Origin of the sequence: Propionicimonas sp. T2.31MG-18, from assembly GCF_964266745.1 — a bacterium.
Taxonomy (GTDB): domain Bacteria; phylum Actinomycetota; class Actinomycetes; order Propionibacteriales; family Propionibacteriaceae; genus Propionicimonas.
On the sequence record NZ_CAXWGX010000001.1, the window covers coordinates 297,058 to 314,989 of the forward strand.

Annotated in this window: 15 protein-coding genes and 1 pseudogene; 4 read left to right on the forward strand and 12 right to left on the reverse strand. The window is 72.0% G+C overall.

The features are described 5' to 3' along the window. Positions 1–6: 6 nt before the first annotated feature. Together ACFQQJ_RS01255 and ACFQQJ_RS01260 are read right to left on the reverse strand one after the other, a co-directional pair. Positions 7–1,095: a hypothetical protein gene (locus ACFQQJ_RS01255; protein ID WP_377103254.1), complete on the reverse strand. Its 1,089-nt coding sequence runs from the start codon at positions 1,093–1,095 to the stop codon at positions 7–9. A gap of 115 nt (positions 1,096–1,210) precedes the next feature. Next, positions 1,211–2,062, reverse strand: a pseudogene (locus ACFQQJ_RS01260) (phosphoribosylaminoimidazolesuccinocarboxamide synthase); the annotation flags it as partial. 127 nt (positions 2,063–2,189) lie between these two features. Here ACFQQJ_RS01260 and purL point away from each other — a divergent pair. Continuing rightward, positions 2,190–6,080 carry a phosphoribosylformylglycinamidine synthase gene (purL, locus tag ACFQQJ_RS01265; protein ID WP_377103256.1) on the forward strand — a complete coding sequence of 1,297 codons (3,891 nt, stop codon included), beginning with the start codon at positions 2,190–2,192 and terminating at the stop codon, positions 6,078–6,080. Between the two features lie 228 nt (positions 6,081–6,308). Then, positions 6,309–6,485: a hypothetical protein gene (locus tag ACFQQJ_RS01270; protein WP_377103258.1), complete on the forward strand. Its 177-nt coding sequence runs from the start codon at positions 6,309–6,311 to the stop codon at positions 6,483–6,485. Positions 6,486–6,503: 18 nt separating this feature from the next. Here the strand turns inward: ACFQQJ_RS01270 and purB are convergent, their stop codons facing one another. The 7 genes from purB to ACFQQJ_RS01305 all read right to left on the reverse strand — a co-directional run bounded on the left by purB (position 6,504) and on the right by ACFQQJ_RS01305 (position 13,767). After that, positions 6,504–7,931: an adenylosuccinate lyase gene (gene purB, locus ACFQQJ_RS01275; RefSeq protein WP_377103260.1), complete on the reverse strand. Its 1,428-nt coding sequence runs from the start codon at positions 7,929–7,931 to the stop codon at positions 6,504–6,506. Beyond that, positions 7,928–9,172 carry a phosphoribosylamine--glycine ligase gene (purD, locus tag ACFQQJ_RS01280; RefSeq protein WP_377103262.1) on the reverse strand — a complete coding sequence of 415 codons (1,245 nt, stop codon included), beginning with the start codon at positions 9,170–9,172 and terminating at the stop codon, positions 7,928–7,930. The genes purB and purD overlap by 4 nt, the downstream gene beginning before the upstream one ends. An 85-nt stretch (positions 9,173–9,257) precedes the next feature. Further along, on the reverse strand, positions 9,258–10,541 hold the full coding sequence (locus ACFQQJ_RS01285) for an adenylosuccinate synthase (protein ID WP_377103264.1): 1,284 nt from the start codon (positions 10,539–10,541) through the stop codon (positions 9,258–9,260). A gap of 75 nt (positions 10,542–10,616) precedes the next feature. Continuing rightward, positions 10,617–11,249, reverse strand: a complete 633-nt coding sequence (locus ACFQQJ_RS01290) for a DUF1294 domain-containing protein (protein WP_377103266.1) — start codon at positions 11,247–11,249, stop codon at positions 10,617–10,619. A 177-nt stretch (positions 11,250–11,426) separates the two neighbouring features. Continuing rightward, positions 11,427–12,449 (reverse strand): class II fructose-bisphosphate aldolase, encoded by a 1,023-nt coding sequence (gene fbaA / locus ACFQQJ_RS01295; RefSeq protein WP_377103268.1) that lies wholly within the window; start codon positions 12,447–12,449, stop codon positions 11,427–11,429. Between the two features lie 132 nt (positions 12,450–12,581). Next, positions 12,582–13,097 carry a hypothetical protein gene (locus tag ACFQQJ_RS01300; protein ID WP_377103270.1) on the reverse strand — a complete coding sequence of 172 codons (516 nt, stop codon included), beginning with the start codon at positions 13,095–13,097 and terminating at the stop codon, positions 12,582–12,584. A 10-nt stretch (positions 13,098–13,107) separates the two neighbouring features. Then, complete coding sequence (locus tag ACFQQJ_RS01305) at positions 13,108–13,767, reverse strand: TrmH family RNA methyltransferase (RefSeq protein WP_377103272.1); 660 nt, start codon at positions 13,765–13,767, stop codon at positions 13,108–13,110. A gap of 25 nt (positions 13,768–13,792) precedes the next feature. Here ACFQQJ_RS01305 and ACFQQJ_RS01310 point away from each other — a divergent pair, with 25 nt between their 5' ends. Continuing rightward, entirely contained in the window at positions 13,793–14,494 is a 702-nt protein-coding gene (locus tag ACFQQJ_RS01310; protein WP_377103274.1) for a DedA family protein, read from the forward strand. Between the two features lie 26 nt (positions 14,495–14,520). Continuing rightward, a complete protein-coding gene (locus ACFQQJ_RS01315) occupies positions 14,521–15,399 on the forward strand; it encodes a Sir2 family NAD-dependent protein deacetylase (RefSeq protein ID WP_377103276.1) in 879 nt (292 codons plus the stop codon). 194 nt (positions 15,400–15,593) lie between these two features. Here the strand turns inward: ACFQQJ_RS01315 and ACFQQJ_RS01320 are convergent, their stop codons facing one another. The 3 genes from ACFQQJ_RS01320 to ACFQQJ_RS01330 form a co-directional block, all read right to left on the reverse strand. Next, complete coding sequence (locus ACFQQJ_RS01320; RefSeq protein ID WP_377103278.1) at positions 15,594–16,415, reverse strand: LemA family protein; 822 nt, start codon at positions 16,413–16,415, stop codon at positions 15,594–15,596. 131 nt (positions 16,416–16,546) lie between these two features. Then, positions 16,547–17,089 carry an orotate phosphoribosyltransferase gene (gene pyrE, locus ACFQQJ_RS01325; protein WP_377103280.1) on the reverse strand — a complete coding sequence of 181 codons (543 nt, stop codon included), beginning with the start codon at positions 17,087–17,089 and terminating at the stop codon, positions 16,547–16,549. A gap of 17 nt (positions 17,090–17,106) precedes the next feature. After that, complete coding sequence (locus ACFQQJ_RS01330) at positions 17,107–17,916, reverse strand: spermidine synthase (protein ID WP_377103282.1); 810 nt, start codon at positions 17,914–17,916, stop codon at positions 17,107–17,109. Positions 17,917–17,932 lie beyond the last annotated feature (16 nt).

The following is a 17,932-nucleotide window of genomic DNA, read 5'->3' on the forward strand; positions in this document are numbered from 1 at the left end:
GGGAGATCAGGCCAGGGCGACCGAGGCGACCACCATGTTGTGGTCGGACGGGATGACCCCCGCGAACTTGCCGCCGGAGTCGAGGTTCATGACTTCCTTCCACGCCGTGGTCCGCACGTTGCCCTTGACCAGGATGTAGTCGAGGTGGGCGCCGAGCTTGTAGCCACGGCTGACGTAGTCCTTCGGGCCGCTCGCGAAGTTGTTGAGGGTGAAGTACTCCTCGTTCACCGCCGTCGAGGGCGTCAGATCGGCGCTGGTGGGGATGACCTTCGACTTGTAGGTGTTGCCCAGCGGATCGGTGAAGCCGGCGGCCCGGAAGGCGTCGTAGGCCTTGTTGCCGACGTGGGTCAGCTTGCTGCTGGCGAGGTCACTGCCCCAGATGATCGGCAGTCCGTCGTTGACCCGGTTGAGTTCTGCGACGGCCTTCTTCACCTGCTTCACGCGCACGGAGGTCTTGCTCTTGCTCACGCCGGGCTCGAAGTGGGCGGTGGCGAAGATGAACTGCTTCCCGGTCACCTTGTCGCTGAACTGCGCCCAGGCCATGTAGCGGGCGCTGCCGTTGCCGATCGAGCGACCGTCCAGGCGCAGCGAGCCGTTGTCCTCCAGGGACAGGCGCTGGGTGTTGTAGAAGATGCGCGCGTCCTGGGAGGCACCACGGTTGAGGTACCCGCCACAGCTGCTGAAGGTGGTCGAGGTCCGCGTGCAGTTGTAGCGGGCGTCGTTGGTGACGGCGTAGGAGCCGCCGCGCTCGTTCACCAGGGAGAGCAGGTTCTCGAACTGGGCGATCTTCGTGCCGCTGAGCAGGCCCGGGGAGGCCTCCTGGAGGCCGATCACGTCGAGGCGCTCGTCGACGATCGACTGGGCGACGACCGGGCCGCGGACGCTCCAGCTCTTCTCCCTGCTGTTGACCGGGTTCTTCGAGCAGTTGGCGCAGCGGACGTTGAAGGTGCCCACGCGGAGCGCGGCGTCCGCGGTCGCGGCGGTGGGGGTGTCGACGGCGGCGGCGGGGGCAGGCACCCACGCCGGCGCACTGACGAGTGTCGCGGCGAAGGCTGCGACCAGGGCCCGGACGAGACGGGCGCGGGAGAACGTCATTGGCGGACTTCCTTGTTCGGGGGGAACAGGGAAACTCTCAGCAATCCCGGGGGAGATCACTGAGAGCCTCTCAGCTTGCGCTCAGGATAGTGCGTCAGGAAGTGGTTGTGAAGCCGTCCCCGAATTCGTGGCCGGTCAGTCTCCGGTAGGCCTCGAGGTATCGCTCCCGCGTGGCCGCGACGACCTCGTCCGGCAGGTCCGGGGGCGGCGAGACACGGTCCCAGCCGGAGTCGTTGGCCAGCCAGTCGCGCACGTACTGCTTGTCGAAGCTGGGCAGGCTGCGGCCCGGCTGCCAGGCCGCTGCGTCCCAGAACCGTGAGGAGTCGGGGGTGAGGACCTCGTCGGCGAGCACCAGGGTCCCGTCGGGGCGCAGCCCGAACTCGAACTTGGTGTCGGCGAGGATGATCCCCCGACCTGCGGCCAGTTCCGCCGCCCGGGCATAGATGGCCAGGGTGGCCTCGCGCAGGCGTCCGGCGAGGTCGGCCCCGTGCAGGGCAACGATCGTGTCGAAGCCCACGTTCTCGTCGTGCTCCCCCATCGGCGCCTTGATCGCCGGGGTGAAGATGGGCTCGGGCAGCCGCGAGCCGTCCAGCAGGCCCTCGGGCAGGGGGACGCCGCACACCGACCGGGCCGTGACGTACTCCGCCCAGCCCGAGCCCGTGAGGTAGCCGCGGGCCACGCACTCCACGGGCACCATGTCGAGCTTCTCCACGACGATCGCCCGTCCGGCCACCTCCGGCGGGACGTCGGTCGAGACCACGTGGTTGGGGATCAGGTCGGCCAGTTGAGCGAACCACCACAGCGACAGCTGGGCGAGGACGGCGCCCTTGTCGGGAATCGGCGTGGGGAGCACGTGGTCGAAGGCCGAGATGGCGTCGGTGGCCACCATCAGGATGCGGTCGCCTGGCCAGGCGTAGAGGCGCCGGACCTTGCCGGTGTGGATCGGGGCGTCGAGCACGACGGCCAGCCTAACGGCGCAGGGGCCGGAGGCGGCGACGGGTCCGGGGCGTTCTCGCCGGCCGAGGCCGGGAACCGGTGGGCTCCGCGGGACGTTAGCCTGTACCCGCCGTCCGTCCAGCCGTTCCGGAGGTCCCATGCCCCCCTCGCACGCGTTCGTGCTGACCAGCTTCGGGGGCGGCAACGCGCTCTCGCCGTTCCGCGCCGCGGCGCTCGTCCGCCGCCTGCGAGAGGCGGTGCCCGGGCTCACCGCCGTCAGCGCCCGGCACGTGCACTGGGTGGCCTCTGCGCACGCGCTGGACGCCGACACCACCGACACGCTGCGCCGCCTGCTCACCTACGGGCCGCCGGCCGGGGAGCCCGCTTCGGGCGCGGCGACGGCCGTCGTGGTCGTCGCTCCGCGGCTGGGCACGGTCTCGCCCTGGGCGTCGAAGGCCACCGACATCACGCACAACTGCGGCGTGGCCATCCACCGCGTGGAGCGGGTGGTCGAGTACACGCTGGCGGCGGACGCCCCGCTGACCGACGCCGACCGCACCGCCTGCGCCGCGCTGCTGCACGACCGGATGACCGAGTCGGCGTTCGCGTCGGTCGAGGCCTCGGCCGCCCTCTTCGATGAGCGCGAAGCCGAGCCGATGGCGCATGTCGACGTCACCGGGCGCGGCCGGGCGGCCATCGAGGAGGCCAACACCGCCTTCGGCCTCGCCCTCAGCGACGACGAGATCGACTACCTGGTGACGTCCTTCACTGAACTACGCCGCAACCCGACCGACGTCGAGTTGATGATGTTCGCCCAGGCGAACTCCGAGCACTGCCGGCACAAGATCTTCAACGCCGACTTCCTGCTCGACGGCGTCCCGCAGGAGCGGTCGCTGTTCTCGATGATCCGCTACACCGAGGCCGTCTGCGGACAGGGCACCGTGGTGGCCTACAAGGACAACGCCTCGATCATGGAGGGCGGGCGGATCACCGTCTGGGCACCCGAGGGTGCCGACGGCCCCAGCCGGTACGTCGCGCGCGAGGACGACGTGCACGTGCTGATGAAGGTGGAGACCCACAACCACCCGACGGCCATCAGCCCCTTCCCCGGCGCGGCCACCGGCTCCGGCGGCGAGATCCGGGACGAGGGTGCCACCGGGCGCGGGTCCCGTCCCAAGGCGGGCCTCACCGGCTTCGCCGTGTCGAACCTCCACCTCCCGGGCACGGACGAGCCGTGGGAGCGCGACCCGTACGGCGCGCCCGCCCACATCGCCACCCCGCTGGAGATCATGACGGCGGGGCCGCTCGGCGCCGCGGCCTTCAACAACGAGTTCGGCAGGCCCGGCCTGGGCGGCTTCTTCCGCGTCTTCGAGCAGACGGTGGACGGCGTCCGCCGCGGCTACCACAAGCCGATCATGAGCGCGGGGGGCCTGGGGTCGATCAGCGCGTCCCAGACCGAGAAGATCACCTACCCGGCGGGCACGCTGCTGATCCAGATCGGCGGGCCCGGCATGCGCATCGGCATGGGCGGCGGGGCCGCGTCCTCGATGGCCTCCGGCGCGAACGCCGCCGAGCTCGACTTCGACTCCGTCCAGCGCGGCAACCCCGAGATCCAGCGCCGCGCGCAGGAGGTCATCAACCACTGCGTGAGCCTGGGCGCCGACAACCCGATCCTCTCGATCCATGACGTCGGCGCCGGCGGGCTGTCCAACGCGTTCCCCGAACTCGTGGACGGCGCCGGGCTCGGCGCCCGGTTCGACCTGTCCGCCGTGCCGCTGGAGGAGTCGGGCCTGGCGCCGAAGGAGGTCTGGTGCAACGAGAGCCAGGAGCGTTATGTCCTGGCCATCGCGCCGGGGTCGCTGGAGCGGTTCGCCGCGTTGTGCGACCGGGAGCGCTGCCCCTACGCGGTCGTGGGCGTCGCCCGTGAGGGCGGCCAGCTGGTGCTCGCCCCCGGCCCGCAGGACGCAGAGGGCGACGATCGGCCGATCGACATGCCGATGGAGGTGCTGCTCGGCAAGCCGCCGCGCATGACCCGCGACGCGACCCGCGTCCCGCGCAGTGCTCCGCCCCTCGACCTGGACGGCGTCGACCTGCGGGACGCCGCCTACGCGGTTCTCCGCCACCCCTCGGTGGCCTCCAAGCGGTTCCTCGTGACGATCGCCGACCGCACCGTCGGCGGACTCAACCACCGCGACCAGATGGTGGGGCCCTGGCAGGTGCCCGTGGCCGACGTCGCCGTGACCCTGTCCGACCACACCGGGCTCGCCGGCCAGGCGATGTCCTCGGGCGAGCGCTTGCCGCTGGCGGCCGTCGACGCCCCGGCGTCTGGGCGGATGGCCGTGGGCGAAGCCCTCACCAACCTGTTCGCCGCCCCGGTGGAGCTGTCCGGGGTGAAGCTGTCGGCCAACTGGATGGCCGCCTGCGGCGAGGAGGGTGAGGACGCAGCCCTCTACGACACGGTGCGGGCCGTGGCGATGGAGCTGTGCCCGGCGCTGGGCATCTCCGTCCCGGTCGGCAAGGACTCGCTGTCGATGCGCACCCGCTGGACCGACGAGTCCGGCCGGCCCCGCCAGGTGACCTCGCCGGTGTCGCTGGTGGTGTCGGCGTTCGCGTCCCTGCGCAGCGTCGCGGGCACCTGGACGCCGCAGCTGAGGCCCGGCTCCTCCCTGGTGCTGGTCGACCTCGGCGCCGGGCGCGACCGGCTCGGCGGCTCGATGCTGGCCCAGGTCACCGGCCAGTTCGGCGACGTCGTGCCCGACCTCGACGACCCGGCGCGGCTGGTCGCGCTGGCAGCGGCGCTGGGGCAGCTCCGGGCAGAGGGACTCGTCACCGCCTACCACGACCGCTCCGACGGGGGCCTGTGGGCCACCGCCTGCGAGCTGGCCTTCGCGGGCGCGACCGGCGTCGACCTGGACGTGCCGGGCGTGGCCGCGCTGTTCAGCGAGGAGCTCGGGGTGGTTCTCGGCGTGGCCGACGACGACGTCGACCGGGTCTTCGCCGTGCTGTCCGGGCACGGTCTGGGCGGCCTGTCCCGCCTCGTCGGCCAGACCTCGCAGGACCGGCGGGTGCGGGTGAGCCTGGCCGGGGAGCCGTTCCTCGACGAGGACCTTCGCGACCTCGCGCAGGCCTGGGACGAGGTGTCGTGGCGCATCTGTGCGCTGCGTGACAACCCGGAGTGCGCGGACGAGGAGCACGCGGCGTTCGGAGCGGACGTGCCCGGCCTGGTCGTCGCGCCCACCTTCGACCCGGCCCACGACGTCGCAGCGCCGTACCTGTCGGTCGGCGCCCGGCCGAAGGTCGCCGTCCTGCGTGAGCAGGGCGTGAACAGCCACGTGGAGACCGCGCACGCGTTCGCGATGGCCGGTTTCGACGCCTACGACGTCCACATGACCGACCTGCTGGCGGGCCGGTTCGACCTCGCGGACGCGACCGGCCTGGTGGCCGCCGGCGGCTTCTCCTACGGCGACACCCTCGGCGCCGGCGAGGGCTGGGCGCGGACGGTGCTGTTCAACCCGCGGCTGACCGAGGCGTTCGCCGCCTTCTTCGCCCGGACCGACACCTTCGGCCTCGGCATCTGCAACGGGTGCCAGATGTTCGCCTCCCTCGCCGGCCTGATCCCGGGGGCGGAGGCCTGGCCCCTGTTCACCCGGAACCGGTCCGAGCAGTACGAGGCCCGCCTGGCGCAGGTGGAGGTGCTGGAGTCGCCGTCGGTGTTCTTCACCGGGATGGCCGGCAGCCGGCTCCCGATCGCCGTCGCGCACGGCGAGGGCCTGGCCGACTTCGGGGCACGGGGAGACCTCGCGACGGTGCGGCGGGCGGCCCGGTTCGTGGACGGCTTCGGCAACCCCGCCGAGACCTACCCGACCAACCCGAACGGCTCACCGGAGGGACTGACGGCCGTGACCACGACCGACGGCCGCTTCACCGCGATGATGCCCCACCCCGAGCGGGTGGCCCGCAACGCCCAGCTCTCCTGGGCGCCGGACGGCCCGGAGGGCGCCAGCCCCTGGATGCGGATGTTCCGCAACGCGAGGGTCTGGGTTGGCTGATCCGGCCACCGGGGAAACTCACCACCGGTGAGGATCGCCGCCCCGGGGAGAATCGATTCACACGCCGGTCACCGGGTGCGAGGAATGTTCACCGGAATTCTCCTCGCGCCCTGCCGCGTTGTGTCACAGTGGTGCCCGACGAACCGGTAACGGATCGAACACCCCCGGGGAATTCCTCACCGGATTCCCGAATCCGCCGTACTCACCCCCCAGTAACGGAGTCGTCCGATGGCCACTACCGAGGCACCCCTCGTCCTTTCCGCCCCCACTGCGGACCGCCCGTCCGCGCGACGCGCCCTCGAGCCCGCCGTGGGCTCGCCCCTGGCAGGTGTGGTCACCGGCTGGCACCACGTGCTGCGCCCGCACGCCCCGCGCTACGCCCTGGTGGAGGCGAACCCGTCCTGAGCACCACCACCGGGTGGTTCAGAGAACCGAGCCCGGGGTGTACGCGGCGCCCGCGGGGAAGCGCGCGGCCAGTTCGGCGACCCGGGCGGCGATCGCGTCCACCTGGTCGCGCGCCGAGCCGGTCAGCTCGAGCGGGTCGACGACGACCGCGGCGAGCTGCTCGCGGCTCAGGCCGAGGCGGGGGTCGGCGGCGAGCCGGTCGTAGAGGTCGTTGGTGGCCGCGCCCGCGCGCATCGCCAGGGCCACGGCGACGGCGTGCTCCTTGATCGCCTCGTGCGCCGCCTCGCGTCCGACCCCCGCCCGGACGGCGGCCATCAGCACCTTCGTGGTGGTCAGGAACGGGAGGTAGCGCTGGAGCTCGGCCTCGACCACGGCCGGGAAGGCACCGAACTCGGCGAGCACGGTGAGGAACGTCTCGAACAGTCCGTCGAGCGCGTAGCACGCGTCCGGCAGGGCGACCCGGCGCACCACCGAGCAGGAGACGTCGCCCTCGTTCCACTGGTTGCCGGCGAGCTCAGAGGCCATGGACGCGTACCCGCGCAGCACCACCATGAGGCCGTTCACCCGTTCGCAGGAGCGGGTGTTCATCTTGTGCGGCATCGCAGACGAGCCGACCTGCCCTTCGGCGAAGCCCTCGGTCACCAGCTCCTGGCCGGCCATCAGCCGGATCGTGGTCGCGAGGCTCGACGGCGCCGCCGCCACCTGGACGAGGGCGGTGAGCGCGTCGTAGTCGAGCGAGCGCGGGTACACCTGGCCGGTCGCGGTGAACACGCCGCCGAAGCCGAGGTGGTCGGCGACCCGCTCCTCCAGCTGTCGCAGCCGGTCCGCGTCCCCGCCGAGCAGGTCGAGCATGTCCTGCGCCGTGCCCATCGGGCCCTTGATCCCGCGCGCGGGGTAGCGGCGAATGAGCTCGTCCACCCGGTCGAAGGCCACGAGCAGCTCGTCTGCGGCGGAGGCGAACCGCTTGCCGAGGGTGGTCGTCTGGGCCGCGACGTTGTGCGAGCGTCCGGCCATCGGCAGGTCGCGGTACTGCACGGCGAGGCGCGCGAGGTTCACCAGGACGGTGACGATGCGCTCCCGCACCAGCTCCAGCGATGACAGCAGCTGGCGCTGCTCGATGTTCTCGGTGAGGTCGCGGCTGGTCATGCCCTTGTGCACGTGCTCGTGGCCGGCGAGGGCGTTGAACTCCTCGATGCGGGCCTTCACGTCGTGCCGGGTGACCCGCTCGCGGGCGTCGATGGAGGCCAGGTCGACCTGGTCGAGCACCCGGGAGTAGTCGGCGATCACCGCGTCCGGGTCGTCGCCGCCGAAGTCCACGCCGAGGTCGGCCTGGGCGCGCAGCACCGCCAGCCACAGCCTGCGCTCGGCCACGATCTTGGCCTCCGGCGACCAGATCTCCCGCATCGCCGCCGAGGCGTACCGGGTGGCGAGGACGTCGGGAATCATGCGTTCACCTCTGCGTTGGCGGCCTTGAGGGCGATGTCGGAGCGGGAGAACCCGCCGGGGAGCCCGATCCGGGCGACGGTGGCGTACGCGGCGTCCCGGGCGGCAGCGAGGGTGTCGCCGGTGCCGACAACGGTGAGGACGCGCCCGCCGGCGCTCACCAGGCGCCCGTCCGCGTCCAGGGCGGTGCCGGCGTGGAAGACCCCGTCCTGGTCGGCGCCGGTGATCGGGTCACCCCTGCGCGGCGAGTCGGGGTAGCCGTGCGCTGCGACGACGACGCCGACCGCTGCGCCGCTGCCCCAGGCCAGCGGGGCGTGCCCGCCGAGACCGCCGGTGGCGGCGGCGTGCAGCACCTCGAACAGCGGCGTCTCGAGGCGGGTGAGCAGCGGCTGGGTCTCCGGGTCGCCGAAGCGGCAGTTGAACTCGACGACCCGCAGGCCGCGGGAGGTGAGGGCCAGCCCGGCGTACACGAGGCCGACGAACGGGGTGCCGCGGCGACGCAGCTCGTCGACGGTCGGCTGGATCACCGTCCGCACCACCTCGTCGGTCAGCCCGGGCGGCGCCCACGGCAACGGGGTGTAGGCGCCCATGCCGCCGGTGTTGGGACCGGCGTCGCCGTCGCCCACCCGCTTGAAGTCCTGGGCCGGCTCGAACGGCAGCACGTGGGTGCCGTCGCTGAGCGCGAAGAGGCTCACCTCCGGCCCGTCGAGGAACTCCTCGACGATCACCGCGCGGCACCCGGCGGCGTGGCGGATGGCCGCGTCCCGGTCGGTGGTGACGATGACGCCCTTGCCCGCGGCCAGCCCGTCGTCCTTGACCACGTACGGTGGGCCGAACTCGTCGAGCGCCGCCACGACCTCACCCATGTCGAGGCACAGCCGGGCGTCCGCGGTCGGGACACCGGCCGCCTCCATGATCTCCTTGGCGAAGGCCTTGCTGCCCTCCAGCCGCGCGGCGGCGGCGGACGGCCCGAACACCGGGATGCCCTTCGCGCGGACGTCGTCGGCCACCCCGGCCACCAGCGGCGCCTCCGGTCCGACCACGACGAGGTCGGCGCCCAGGGCGACGGCCAGTGCCGCCACGGCCTCGCCGTCCAGCGCGTCGACCGGGTGGTTGGTGCCGACCGCAGCGGTCCCCGGGTTGCCGGGCGCGATGTGGACGCGCACCTGCGGGTCGCGCGCCAGCGCCCACGCCAGGGCGTGCTCGCGTCCACCGGATCCGACCACCAACACCGACTGAGTCACGGCGTGATCCTATCGAGGGGGTGCCGGGGGCAGGACGGGGCGTCCGTCCCCGGTCGCGCCGGCGGCGGCGGACGCCGCCACGACCTCAGAGGAGGTCGTGCAGCATGACCACCTGCTCGCGCGAGGGGCCGACGCCGATGCCGGAGATCCGGCAGCGCACGAGTTCCTCGAGCCGGCGGACGTAGGCCTGCGTGTTCGCCGGCAGCTCGTCGAAGCTGCGGCAGCCGGAGATGTCCTCGCTCCAGCCGTCCAGGTACTCGTAGACCGGCACGGCGTGGTGGAAGTCGGTCTGGGTCATCGGCAGCGTCGTGGTGCGCTCGCCGTTCACCTCGTAGGCCACGCAGACCGGGATCTTCTCCCACCCGGTGAGGATGTCGAGCTTGGTCAGGAACATGTCGGTGAACGCGTTCGCGGTCACCGCTGCCTCGACCACCAGCGCGTCGAACCAGCCGCAGCGGCGGTTGCGTCCGGTGGTGGTGCCGAACTCGGCACCGTCGGTCCGCAGCTTCTCGCCGTCCGCGTCCAGCAGCTCGGTGGGGAACGGGCCCTCGCCGACGCGCGTGGTGTAGGCCTTCATGATCCCGATCGTGCGGTCGATCCGGGTGGGGCCGACGCCCGCGCCGGTGCACGCGCCCGCCGCGATCGGGTTCGAAGAGGTGACGTAGGGGTAGGTGCCGTGGTCGACGTCCAGGTGGTGGGCCTGGGCACCCTCGAACAGCACCACCTTGCCGGCGTCCAGGGCGTCGTTCAGGACGCGGACGACGTCGGTCACCATCGGGCGGACGCGCTCCGCGTGAGCCAGCAGCTCCTCGGCGACCTCGGCGGGGTCGATCGCGCGGCGGTTGTACACCTTCACCAGCAGGTGGTTCTTCTGCTCCAGCGCGGCCTCCACCTTCTGGCACAGGATCGACGCGTCGAAGAGGTCCTGCATGCGGATGCCGAGGCGGTTGATCTTGTCCGAGTAGGCCGGGCCGATGCCGCGGCCGGTGGTGCCGATGCGGCGGTTGCCGAGGAATCGCTCGGTGACCTTGTCGAGCACCTTGTGGTAGGGCGCGATGATGTGCGCGTTCGCGGAGATGAGCAGCTTCGAGGTGTCCACCCCGCGCGCGTTCAGCCCGTCCATCTCCTCGAACAGCACGTCGAGGTCGACGACGACGCCGTTGGCGATCACGGGGGTGCTGGTCGGGCTGAGGATGCCGGAGGGGAGCAGGTGCAGCGCGTACTTCTCGCCGTTCACCACAAGGGTGTGCCCGGCGTTGTTCCCGCCGGAGTAACGGACGGTGTAGTCGACACGGTCACCGAGCTGGTCGGTGGCCTTGCCCTTGCCCTCGTCGCCCCATTGCGCGCCGACGACCACGATTCCCGGCATGGCCTGCCCCTTTTCGTCAGGAAAGCCCGCGGCAATGCCGAGCGGGCTCTTGCGTCCACACCTTAGCGGTTCGGCTCAGCCGAGCAGGCGGGGCCAGCCCATCGTGACGACGACGAAGACCACGACGTTCGCCGAGGCGGCGAACCAGAAGGTGAGCTGGAAGCTCGGCTTGCGGTTCTTGTGGCGGACGAATTGCTGGGCGAGCACCGCCCCGGGCCAGCCGCCCGCCAGCGACGCCAGTTGCAGCGTGCGCTCGCTGGTGCGCCACTCGCCGTTGAGGGCGGCGCGCTTGTCCGCGACGTAGACCCCGAAGGTCACCAGGCTGATCGCGGAGTAGAACACCGCGACCCACGGCGTCACGCCGAGGGCGTGGATCGCCAGTGCGACGTAGGCGGCGAAAGCGACGACGATCCCGATCGCCACCCACTCGACCTCACCCCGGCGGTGGCCGGACGGCCGGTGCCGGACGGGGGCCGGCGCGCTCTGCAGCGGGTAGACGCGGGTGGCCGCGACGGCGCAGGGACGCCCGTCGGCGTCCGCCCCCATCGCGAACTCGACGAAGTCGCCGGACTGCGGACGGCCGGCGGCGGTCTCGAAGGCGGAGATGTGCACGAAGGTGCGGCGGCCACCGACCTCGACGAAGCCGAAGCCACGCTCGTCATTCCATTCGGCGAGCACGCCGGTCCGGCGCTCGCCGCGGGGAAACATGCGCCGATGATAACGGCCACTGGCTACGGAAATCAGGGAATGTCCGCACACGTGCGCAGGCGGGCAACGCAACGGCCGGCAGCCCGGCGTCCCGGCCCTCAGGACGGGCGTTCCCGAGGCCTGAGACGCGCCGACGGCCCGGGACGAGCGTCCCGGGCCGTCGGTCGTCGGCCGGTCTCAGCCGATGGTCTTGCCGACGCTGCGCAGGTAGGTGCAGGCCTCGACGACGCGGGCGGACAGCCCGGCCTCTGCGGCCTTGCCCCACGCGCGGGGGTCGTACTGCTTCTTGTTGCCGACCTCGCCGTCGATCTTGAGGACGCCCTCGTAGTTCTTCAGCATCCAGTCGACGACCGGGCGGGTGAAGGCGTACTGGGTGTCGGTGTCGATGTTCATCTTCACCACGCCGTAGTCGACGGCGTCCGAGATCTCCTGCGGGGTGGAGCCGGAGCCACCGTGGAACACCAGGTCGAACGGCTTCTCCTTGCCGTACTTCGCGCCGACGGCGTCCTGGATCTCCTTGAGCACCTCGGGACGCAGCTTGACCGCGCCCGGCTTGTACACGCCGTGCACGTTGCCGAAGGTCAGGGCGGTCATGTACCGGCCCTTCTCGCCCAGGCCGAGCACCTCGATGGCGCGCAGGCCGTCCTCGACCGTGGTGTAGAGCTTCTCGTTGATCTCGGCCTTGACGCCGTCCTCCTCGCCACCGACGACGCCGACCTCGATCTCGAGGATCTGACGGGCCTTGCTGGTGAGGGCGAGCAGCTCGTCGGCCAGGGCCAGGTTCTGCTCCATCGGCACCGCGGAGCCGTCCCACATGTGCGACTGGAAGAGGGGCTCGAGGCCGCGGTCGACGCGCTCCTGCGAGATCGCGATCAGCGGCTTGACCCAGGTCTCGATCTTGTCGACCTGGGCGTGGTCGGTGTGCACGACCACGTTGATCGGGTAGTTCTTGGCGACGACGTGGGCGTACTCGGCGAGCGCGACCGCACCGGCGACCCGGTCCTTGATCGTCGGGCCGGAGGCGTACTCGGCGCCACCGATGCTGACCTGGATGATGCCGTCGGACCCGGCCTCGGCGAAGCCGGCCAGCGCGGCGTTGAGCGTCTGGGACGAGGTGATGTTGATCGCCGGGTAGGCGTACTTGCCCGCCTTGGCGGCATCGAGCATCTCGGCGTACTTCTCCGGACTTGCAATGGGCATGCGATTGGCCTCTCTCAGTGACTGCGCCCGCGACATCGCGGCCGCCAGGCAGAACGGTCCCAGTCTCTCAAATGTCGGCTCGCCCTGCCGAACCGGGCTGGAGATTGGACGGCGCGGACAGCCGCCCCGGCGTCAGTCGAGACGGGACAGGTCGAGCCAGGCCCGGCCGGAGGAGAGCACGCGGACGGCGGTGTCGAGGGTGGCCGGCATCGTGTCGGTGTAGTCGAGCGGCACCCGGACCGTGGCGCTGTCGCGGCCGGTGGCGACCAGGGCCGTGGAGGCACCGAGGGCACCCGGACGGACCACGACCGCACCCACCTCGGGCCACGGCAGCCAGTGCTGGCCGACCAGCATGCCGTCCCGGTTGAGCCCGATCGCCAGGCCCGAGCGGGCGGCGTCGGCGTCCGCGCGCACCCGGACGAGCCGGACCACGCCGACCACGACCGTCACCAGGCCGATCGCCAGCGACGTCCCCAGGATCCAAGGCGCCCACTGCCCGAACTCTCCGGGCCAGGCCCACCACACGGCGGCGGTGATCGCGACGCTCAGGCCCAGCGAGCCGATCCGCCAAAGCAGCAGGCTGCGTGCGCGAGCCATCTCGCGCTCGGCCACGCCCGCGCGGTAGTAGACGCCGTACTCGTCGCTCATCGGGACCAGCTTAGGCGTCCGTCCGCCCCGCCCCGGGAGCGGTCGGCCACTGCAGCGACCAGTGGTACATCGCGATCGCCGCGGCGGCACCGGCGTTCAGGGAGCGGGTGGACCCGTACTGGGTGATCGCGACCACGCGCGCGCAGCCGGCCGCGAGCTCCGGGGTGAGGCCGGGGCCCTCGGAGCCGAAGACGAGGCAGCAGTCGCGGGGCAGCGCCGTCCCCTCGAGCGGGACGGAACCGGGGATGTTGTCGACCCCGACCGGCGTCACGCCGTGCGCGGCGAGCCAGTCGAGGAGGGAAGCCTCGTCACGGTGGTGGTGCACGTGCAGGTAGCGGTCGGTGACCATGGCCCCCCTGCGGTTCCAGCGGCGCCGTCCGATGATGTGCACGCCGGCCACGTTGAAGGCGTTGGCCGTGCGCACGATGGAGCCGATGTTGAAGTCGTGCTCCCAGTTCTGGATGGCCACGTGGAGCGGCGCCCTGCGGGTGTCCAGGTCGGCCACGATCGCCTCGACGCTGAGGTAGCGGTAGGCGTCCACGACATTGCGCCGGTCGCCTCCTGCGAGCAGTTCCGGGTCCAGCCGGGGGTCGTCCGGCCAGGGCAGCGGATGGGGCCCGACGCCGGGGCTGCTCACCGCTGCCAGCTCGTCCTCGCTCAGGCCCGTCATGGCGGCCACGGTACTCTGAGTGATCGTGAACCCCTTGCTCCCGCTGACCCTCGTGCCGCTGCTGCTGCCCGACTGGTTGGATCCCGAGTACCTGCTGACCTCCCTGGGCAACTGGGCGCTGTGGGGTGCTGCGTTCATCGTCTTCATCGAATGCGCCATCTTCCCGGTCCTCCCCGGCGACTCCCTCCTGTTCGCGGTGGGCATGTTCATCGCCAACGACGCCGAGATCATCCACTTCGGCAACCTCGACAAGCCGGCCGTGCTCGCCATCTCGATCCTGGTGCTGGTGACCGCCGCCGTCCTGGGCAACGTCGTGGGCTACTGGGTCGGCAAGACGATCTCGCCCTGGATGTTCGCGCCGAGGCCGGGGGTGATCGGCAGGATCTTCTCCGCCAGGCACCTGACCCAGACGCACCTGTTCTTCGAGCGGTACGGCTCCAAGGCCCTCGTCCTGGGACGCTTCGTCCCGTTCGTGCGGACCTTCGTGACGATGGTTGCGGGGGCGGCGGGCATGAGCTTCCGCACCTTCATCACCTGGACGGGCATCGGGGCGGTCATCTGGGCCGCGGGCGTGACGCTGCTCGGCTTCTTCCTCGGGCGGATCGAGTTCATCAAGGCCAACATCGACGCCGTCCTCGTGGCGATCGTCCTGGTCTCGGTCGTGCCGATGGTGATCGAGGCCTGGCTGCACCGCCGCCGCGCGGCGGCGGAGGTCACCGAGCCCTGAGCGTCCCCCGAGGGGGCATCGGCTGGATGCCCGGAGAACCCGACACCCGTCCGCCGGCCGGGCAGGCCGACCTGGACGCCGCCGTCGACGCGCTCGCCGGGCGCCGGGTCGCGGTGCTCACCGGGGCCGGCTTCTCCACCGACTCGGGCCTTCCGGACTACCGGGGCCCGGACGCGCGTCCGCGGAACCCGATGACGTACGACCAGTTCGTGTCCAGCACCGACTTCCGGCGGCACTACTGGGCGCGGAACCACCTCGGCTGGCACCACATGCACGCCACCGAGCCCAACGACGGCCACTTCGCCCTGGCCCGACTCGAGCGCACCGGGGTGGTGACAGGCGTGATCACGCAGAACGTCGACCGGCTGCACCAGCGCGCCGGGTCGCGGCACGTGGTCGACCTGCACGGCCACTACCAGCTGGTGCGGTGCCTCTCCTGCGGCTGGACGTGCAGCCGGGGCGAGCTGGACACCCGCCTCCAGGAGCTGAACCCGGGGTTCCTGGAGAGCGTCCACGAGCTCGGCGACATCGAGGTGGCCCCGGACGCCGACGTCGTGCTCGCCGCGACCGCGGGCTTCCGCGTGGCCGACTGCCCGGCGTGCGGCGGGATCCTCAAGCCCGACATCGTCTTCTTCGGCGAGTCCGTGCCGCCCGCGCGCGTGCGCGCCGGGTTCGAGCTGGTCGAGGACGCGGGCGCTCTGCTGGTCGCCGGCACGTCGCTGGCGGTGATGTCGGGGCTGCGGTTCGTCCGCCACGCCGCCCGGCTCGGCCTGCCGATCGTCCTGGTGAACCGCGGCCTCACCCGCGGCGACGACCTGGCCACCGTCCGGCTCAACGCCGGCACGACCCCGGTGCTGACCTACCTCGAGCGTCGCCTGCCCCTCGCGATCGATAGCCAGCCCTAGCGCCCAGGGCCAGCCCTCCCGATCGAGCGCCAGCCCTATCGTCGAGGGCCAGCACCGGGGTGCGAGCCCTCGGCGTTAAGGCTGGCCCTCGGCGATGCCGGGGACGCAGGACGGATGCCGGGGACGCAGGACGGATGCCGGGGACGCAGGACGCACGAGAGCCGCCGGCGGGCCGGCGGCTCTCGGGAGACGTCCTACTGCTGCGGGGGCTGCTGGTAGGTGGGCGGCTGGTAGGTCGGCGGCTGCGGAGCCGGTGCCTGCGCCTGCGGCGGCGGGGCATACGTCGGCGGCTGCGGGGCGCCGAACTCCCCCGGCGCCGGAGCGGCCGGGTTCGCCTGCGGGTAGGCCTGCGGGTTCGGCAGGGCGGACGGCTGGCTGCCGGCGGCGAGCTGGTCGTTGGTGGGCTCGGGGACGGCGCCCTCCGGCCGGTCGCTGATCTCGCCGAAGCTGACCTTCGGCGCCTGCCGGACGGCTGCCTCGTTGACCTCGAAGTAGGTCGCCTTCTCGAACGTGAACATCCCGGCGAGGATGTTCGAGGGGAACGACTCGACCTGCGTGTTGTAGTTGCGCACGTTGGCGTTGTAGAAGCGACGGCCGGCCGCGATCCGGTCCTCGGTGGCGGTCAGCTCGCGCTGCAGCTCGAGGAAGTTCACGTTGCTCTTGAGCTCGGGGTACGCCTCGACGGAGACGAGCAGGTTGCGCACGGCGCCGCTCAGCTGCTCCTCGACCTGCGCCCGCTCCTGGGTCACCGAGCCGCCACCGGCCTGGGCCAGCGCCGCTGCCTGGTTGCGCAGCCGGGTGATGCCCTCGAGGGTGTTGCGCTCGTGTGCGGCGTAGGCGCGCACCGTCTCGACCAGGTTCGGGATCAGGTCGTAGCGGCGGTTCAGCTCGACGTCGATCTGTCGCCACGACTCCTGGATCAGGTTCCGGGAGCGGACGAAGCCGTTGTACAGCGACACCGCGTAGAACCCGATGCCGAGGACGACGAGCAGGAGGATGAGGAAGAACCACAGCATCCCGGTTTCTCCATTCGGTTAGGTGACCGGCCGAGCCCAGCCTAACGACCCCCACCGGTGCTGGCGAGGGCCGGGAGCGCAGGGCCGCGCAGGATCAGTCGCGCAGGATCAGTCGAGCAGGATCGCGCGGATCACTCCAGGCCGAGGTCGGCCAGGCCGACGGCGTACCGGTAGGGGACGCCCGCAGCCTCGATGCGCTCGCGGGCGCCGGTGTTGCGGTCGACGATCACCGCGACGCCGACCACCTCTCCCCCGGCCTCCCGGACGGCCTCCACGGCCGTCATCACCGAACCGCCGGTGGTCGAGGTGTCCTCCACCACGAGGACGCGGCGTCCGGCGACCCCGGTGCCCTCGATCCGTCGCTGGAGCCCGTGGGCCTTGGACTCCTTGCGCACGACGAAGGCGTCGAGCCGGCCCCCGGCGTGGGCGGCGTGGTGCAGCATCGCGACGGCGACCGGGTCGGCGCCAAGGGTGAGCCCGCCGACGGCCTCGAAGTCCCAGTCCGCGACGAGGTCGGTCATGACCTGCCCGACCAGCGGCGCCGCGAACCCGTCCAGGGTGACCCGCCGCAGGTCCACGTAGTAGTCGGCCTCCTTGCCGGAGGCGAGGGTCACCCGTCCCCGGACGACGGCAAGGGTCTGGATCTGTTCGATGAGCTCTTCGCGCGCAGCCATGGGCGCAACCGTAGCGGTCAGGAGAACCAGCCCCGGCTCCAGGCCGGGGAGGGGGACGGCTCCGCGTCCGCGTCGGTGAACGGGACGGCGCCGCCCAGCCACCGGGCGAGCTCGCGGCCGGCCAGCAGGCGGTAGGGGAACACGGCGCGGGCGACCCTGCGTTCCAGCGCCTGGACGGGCACGCGCTCCCCGGCGGCGACCACGAGGTTGCCGAAGCGGCGGCCCTTCCACACCGGCACCTCCGCGCTGACCGCCGCCTGCCCGAAGGACGCCGCGAACCCGGCGAGGCAGCGCCGCGCCCACCCGAACGGCGCGGCGTCGGTCAGGTTCATCACCACGAGCCCGTCGGGACGCAGCAGGCGCCGGGCCTCGGCGAGGAACTCCATCGTGCCCAGTTCCGGCGGGACGCTGGCGCCGGCGAAGGCGTCCACGATCACCGTGTCGGCGCAGCCGCTGGGCAGGTCCGCGGTGCCGGCGCGCCCGTCCACCGGCCGGATGCGGATCCCGGAGTGGCGCGGCAGGGGCAACCGGTCCCGGACCTGGGCGATCAGGGCCTCGTCCGGCTCGAGCACCACCTGCGCGGTGCGCGGACGGCGGGCCTCGACGTAGCGGGGCAGCGTGAGCCCGCCGCCGCCGACGTGGATGATGCGCACCCGCTCCTGCGGCGGGCGGGCCAGCACCGTCTCCTCCAGGACCTCCGCGATGCGGCGGACGTACTCGAACTCCAGCCGGAGCGGGTCGGTTGGGTCCACCCAGGACTGCTCCGTGCGCCCGTTCACCACGAGGAACGCGCGCCGGTCGTCCGGGGCGGGCACCACCTGGCTCATGCACGGAGCCTAGGCG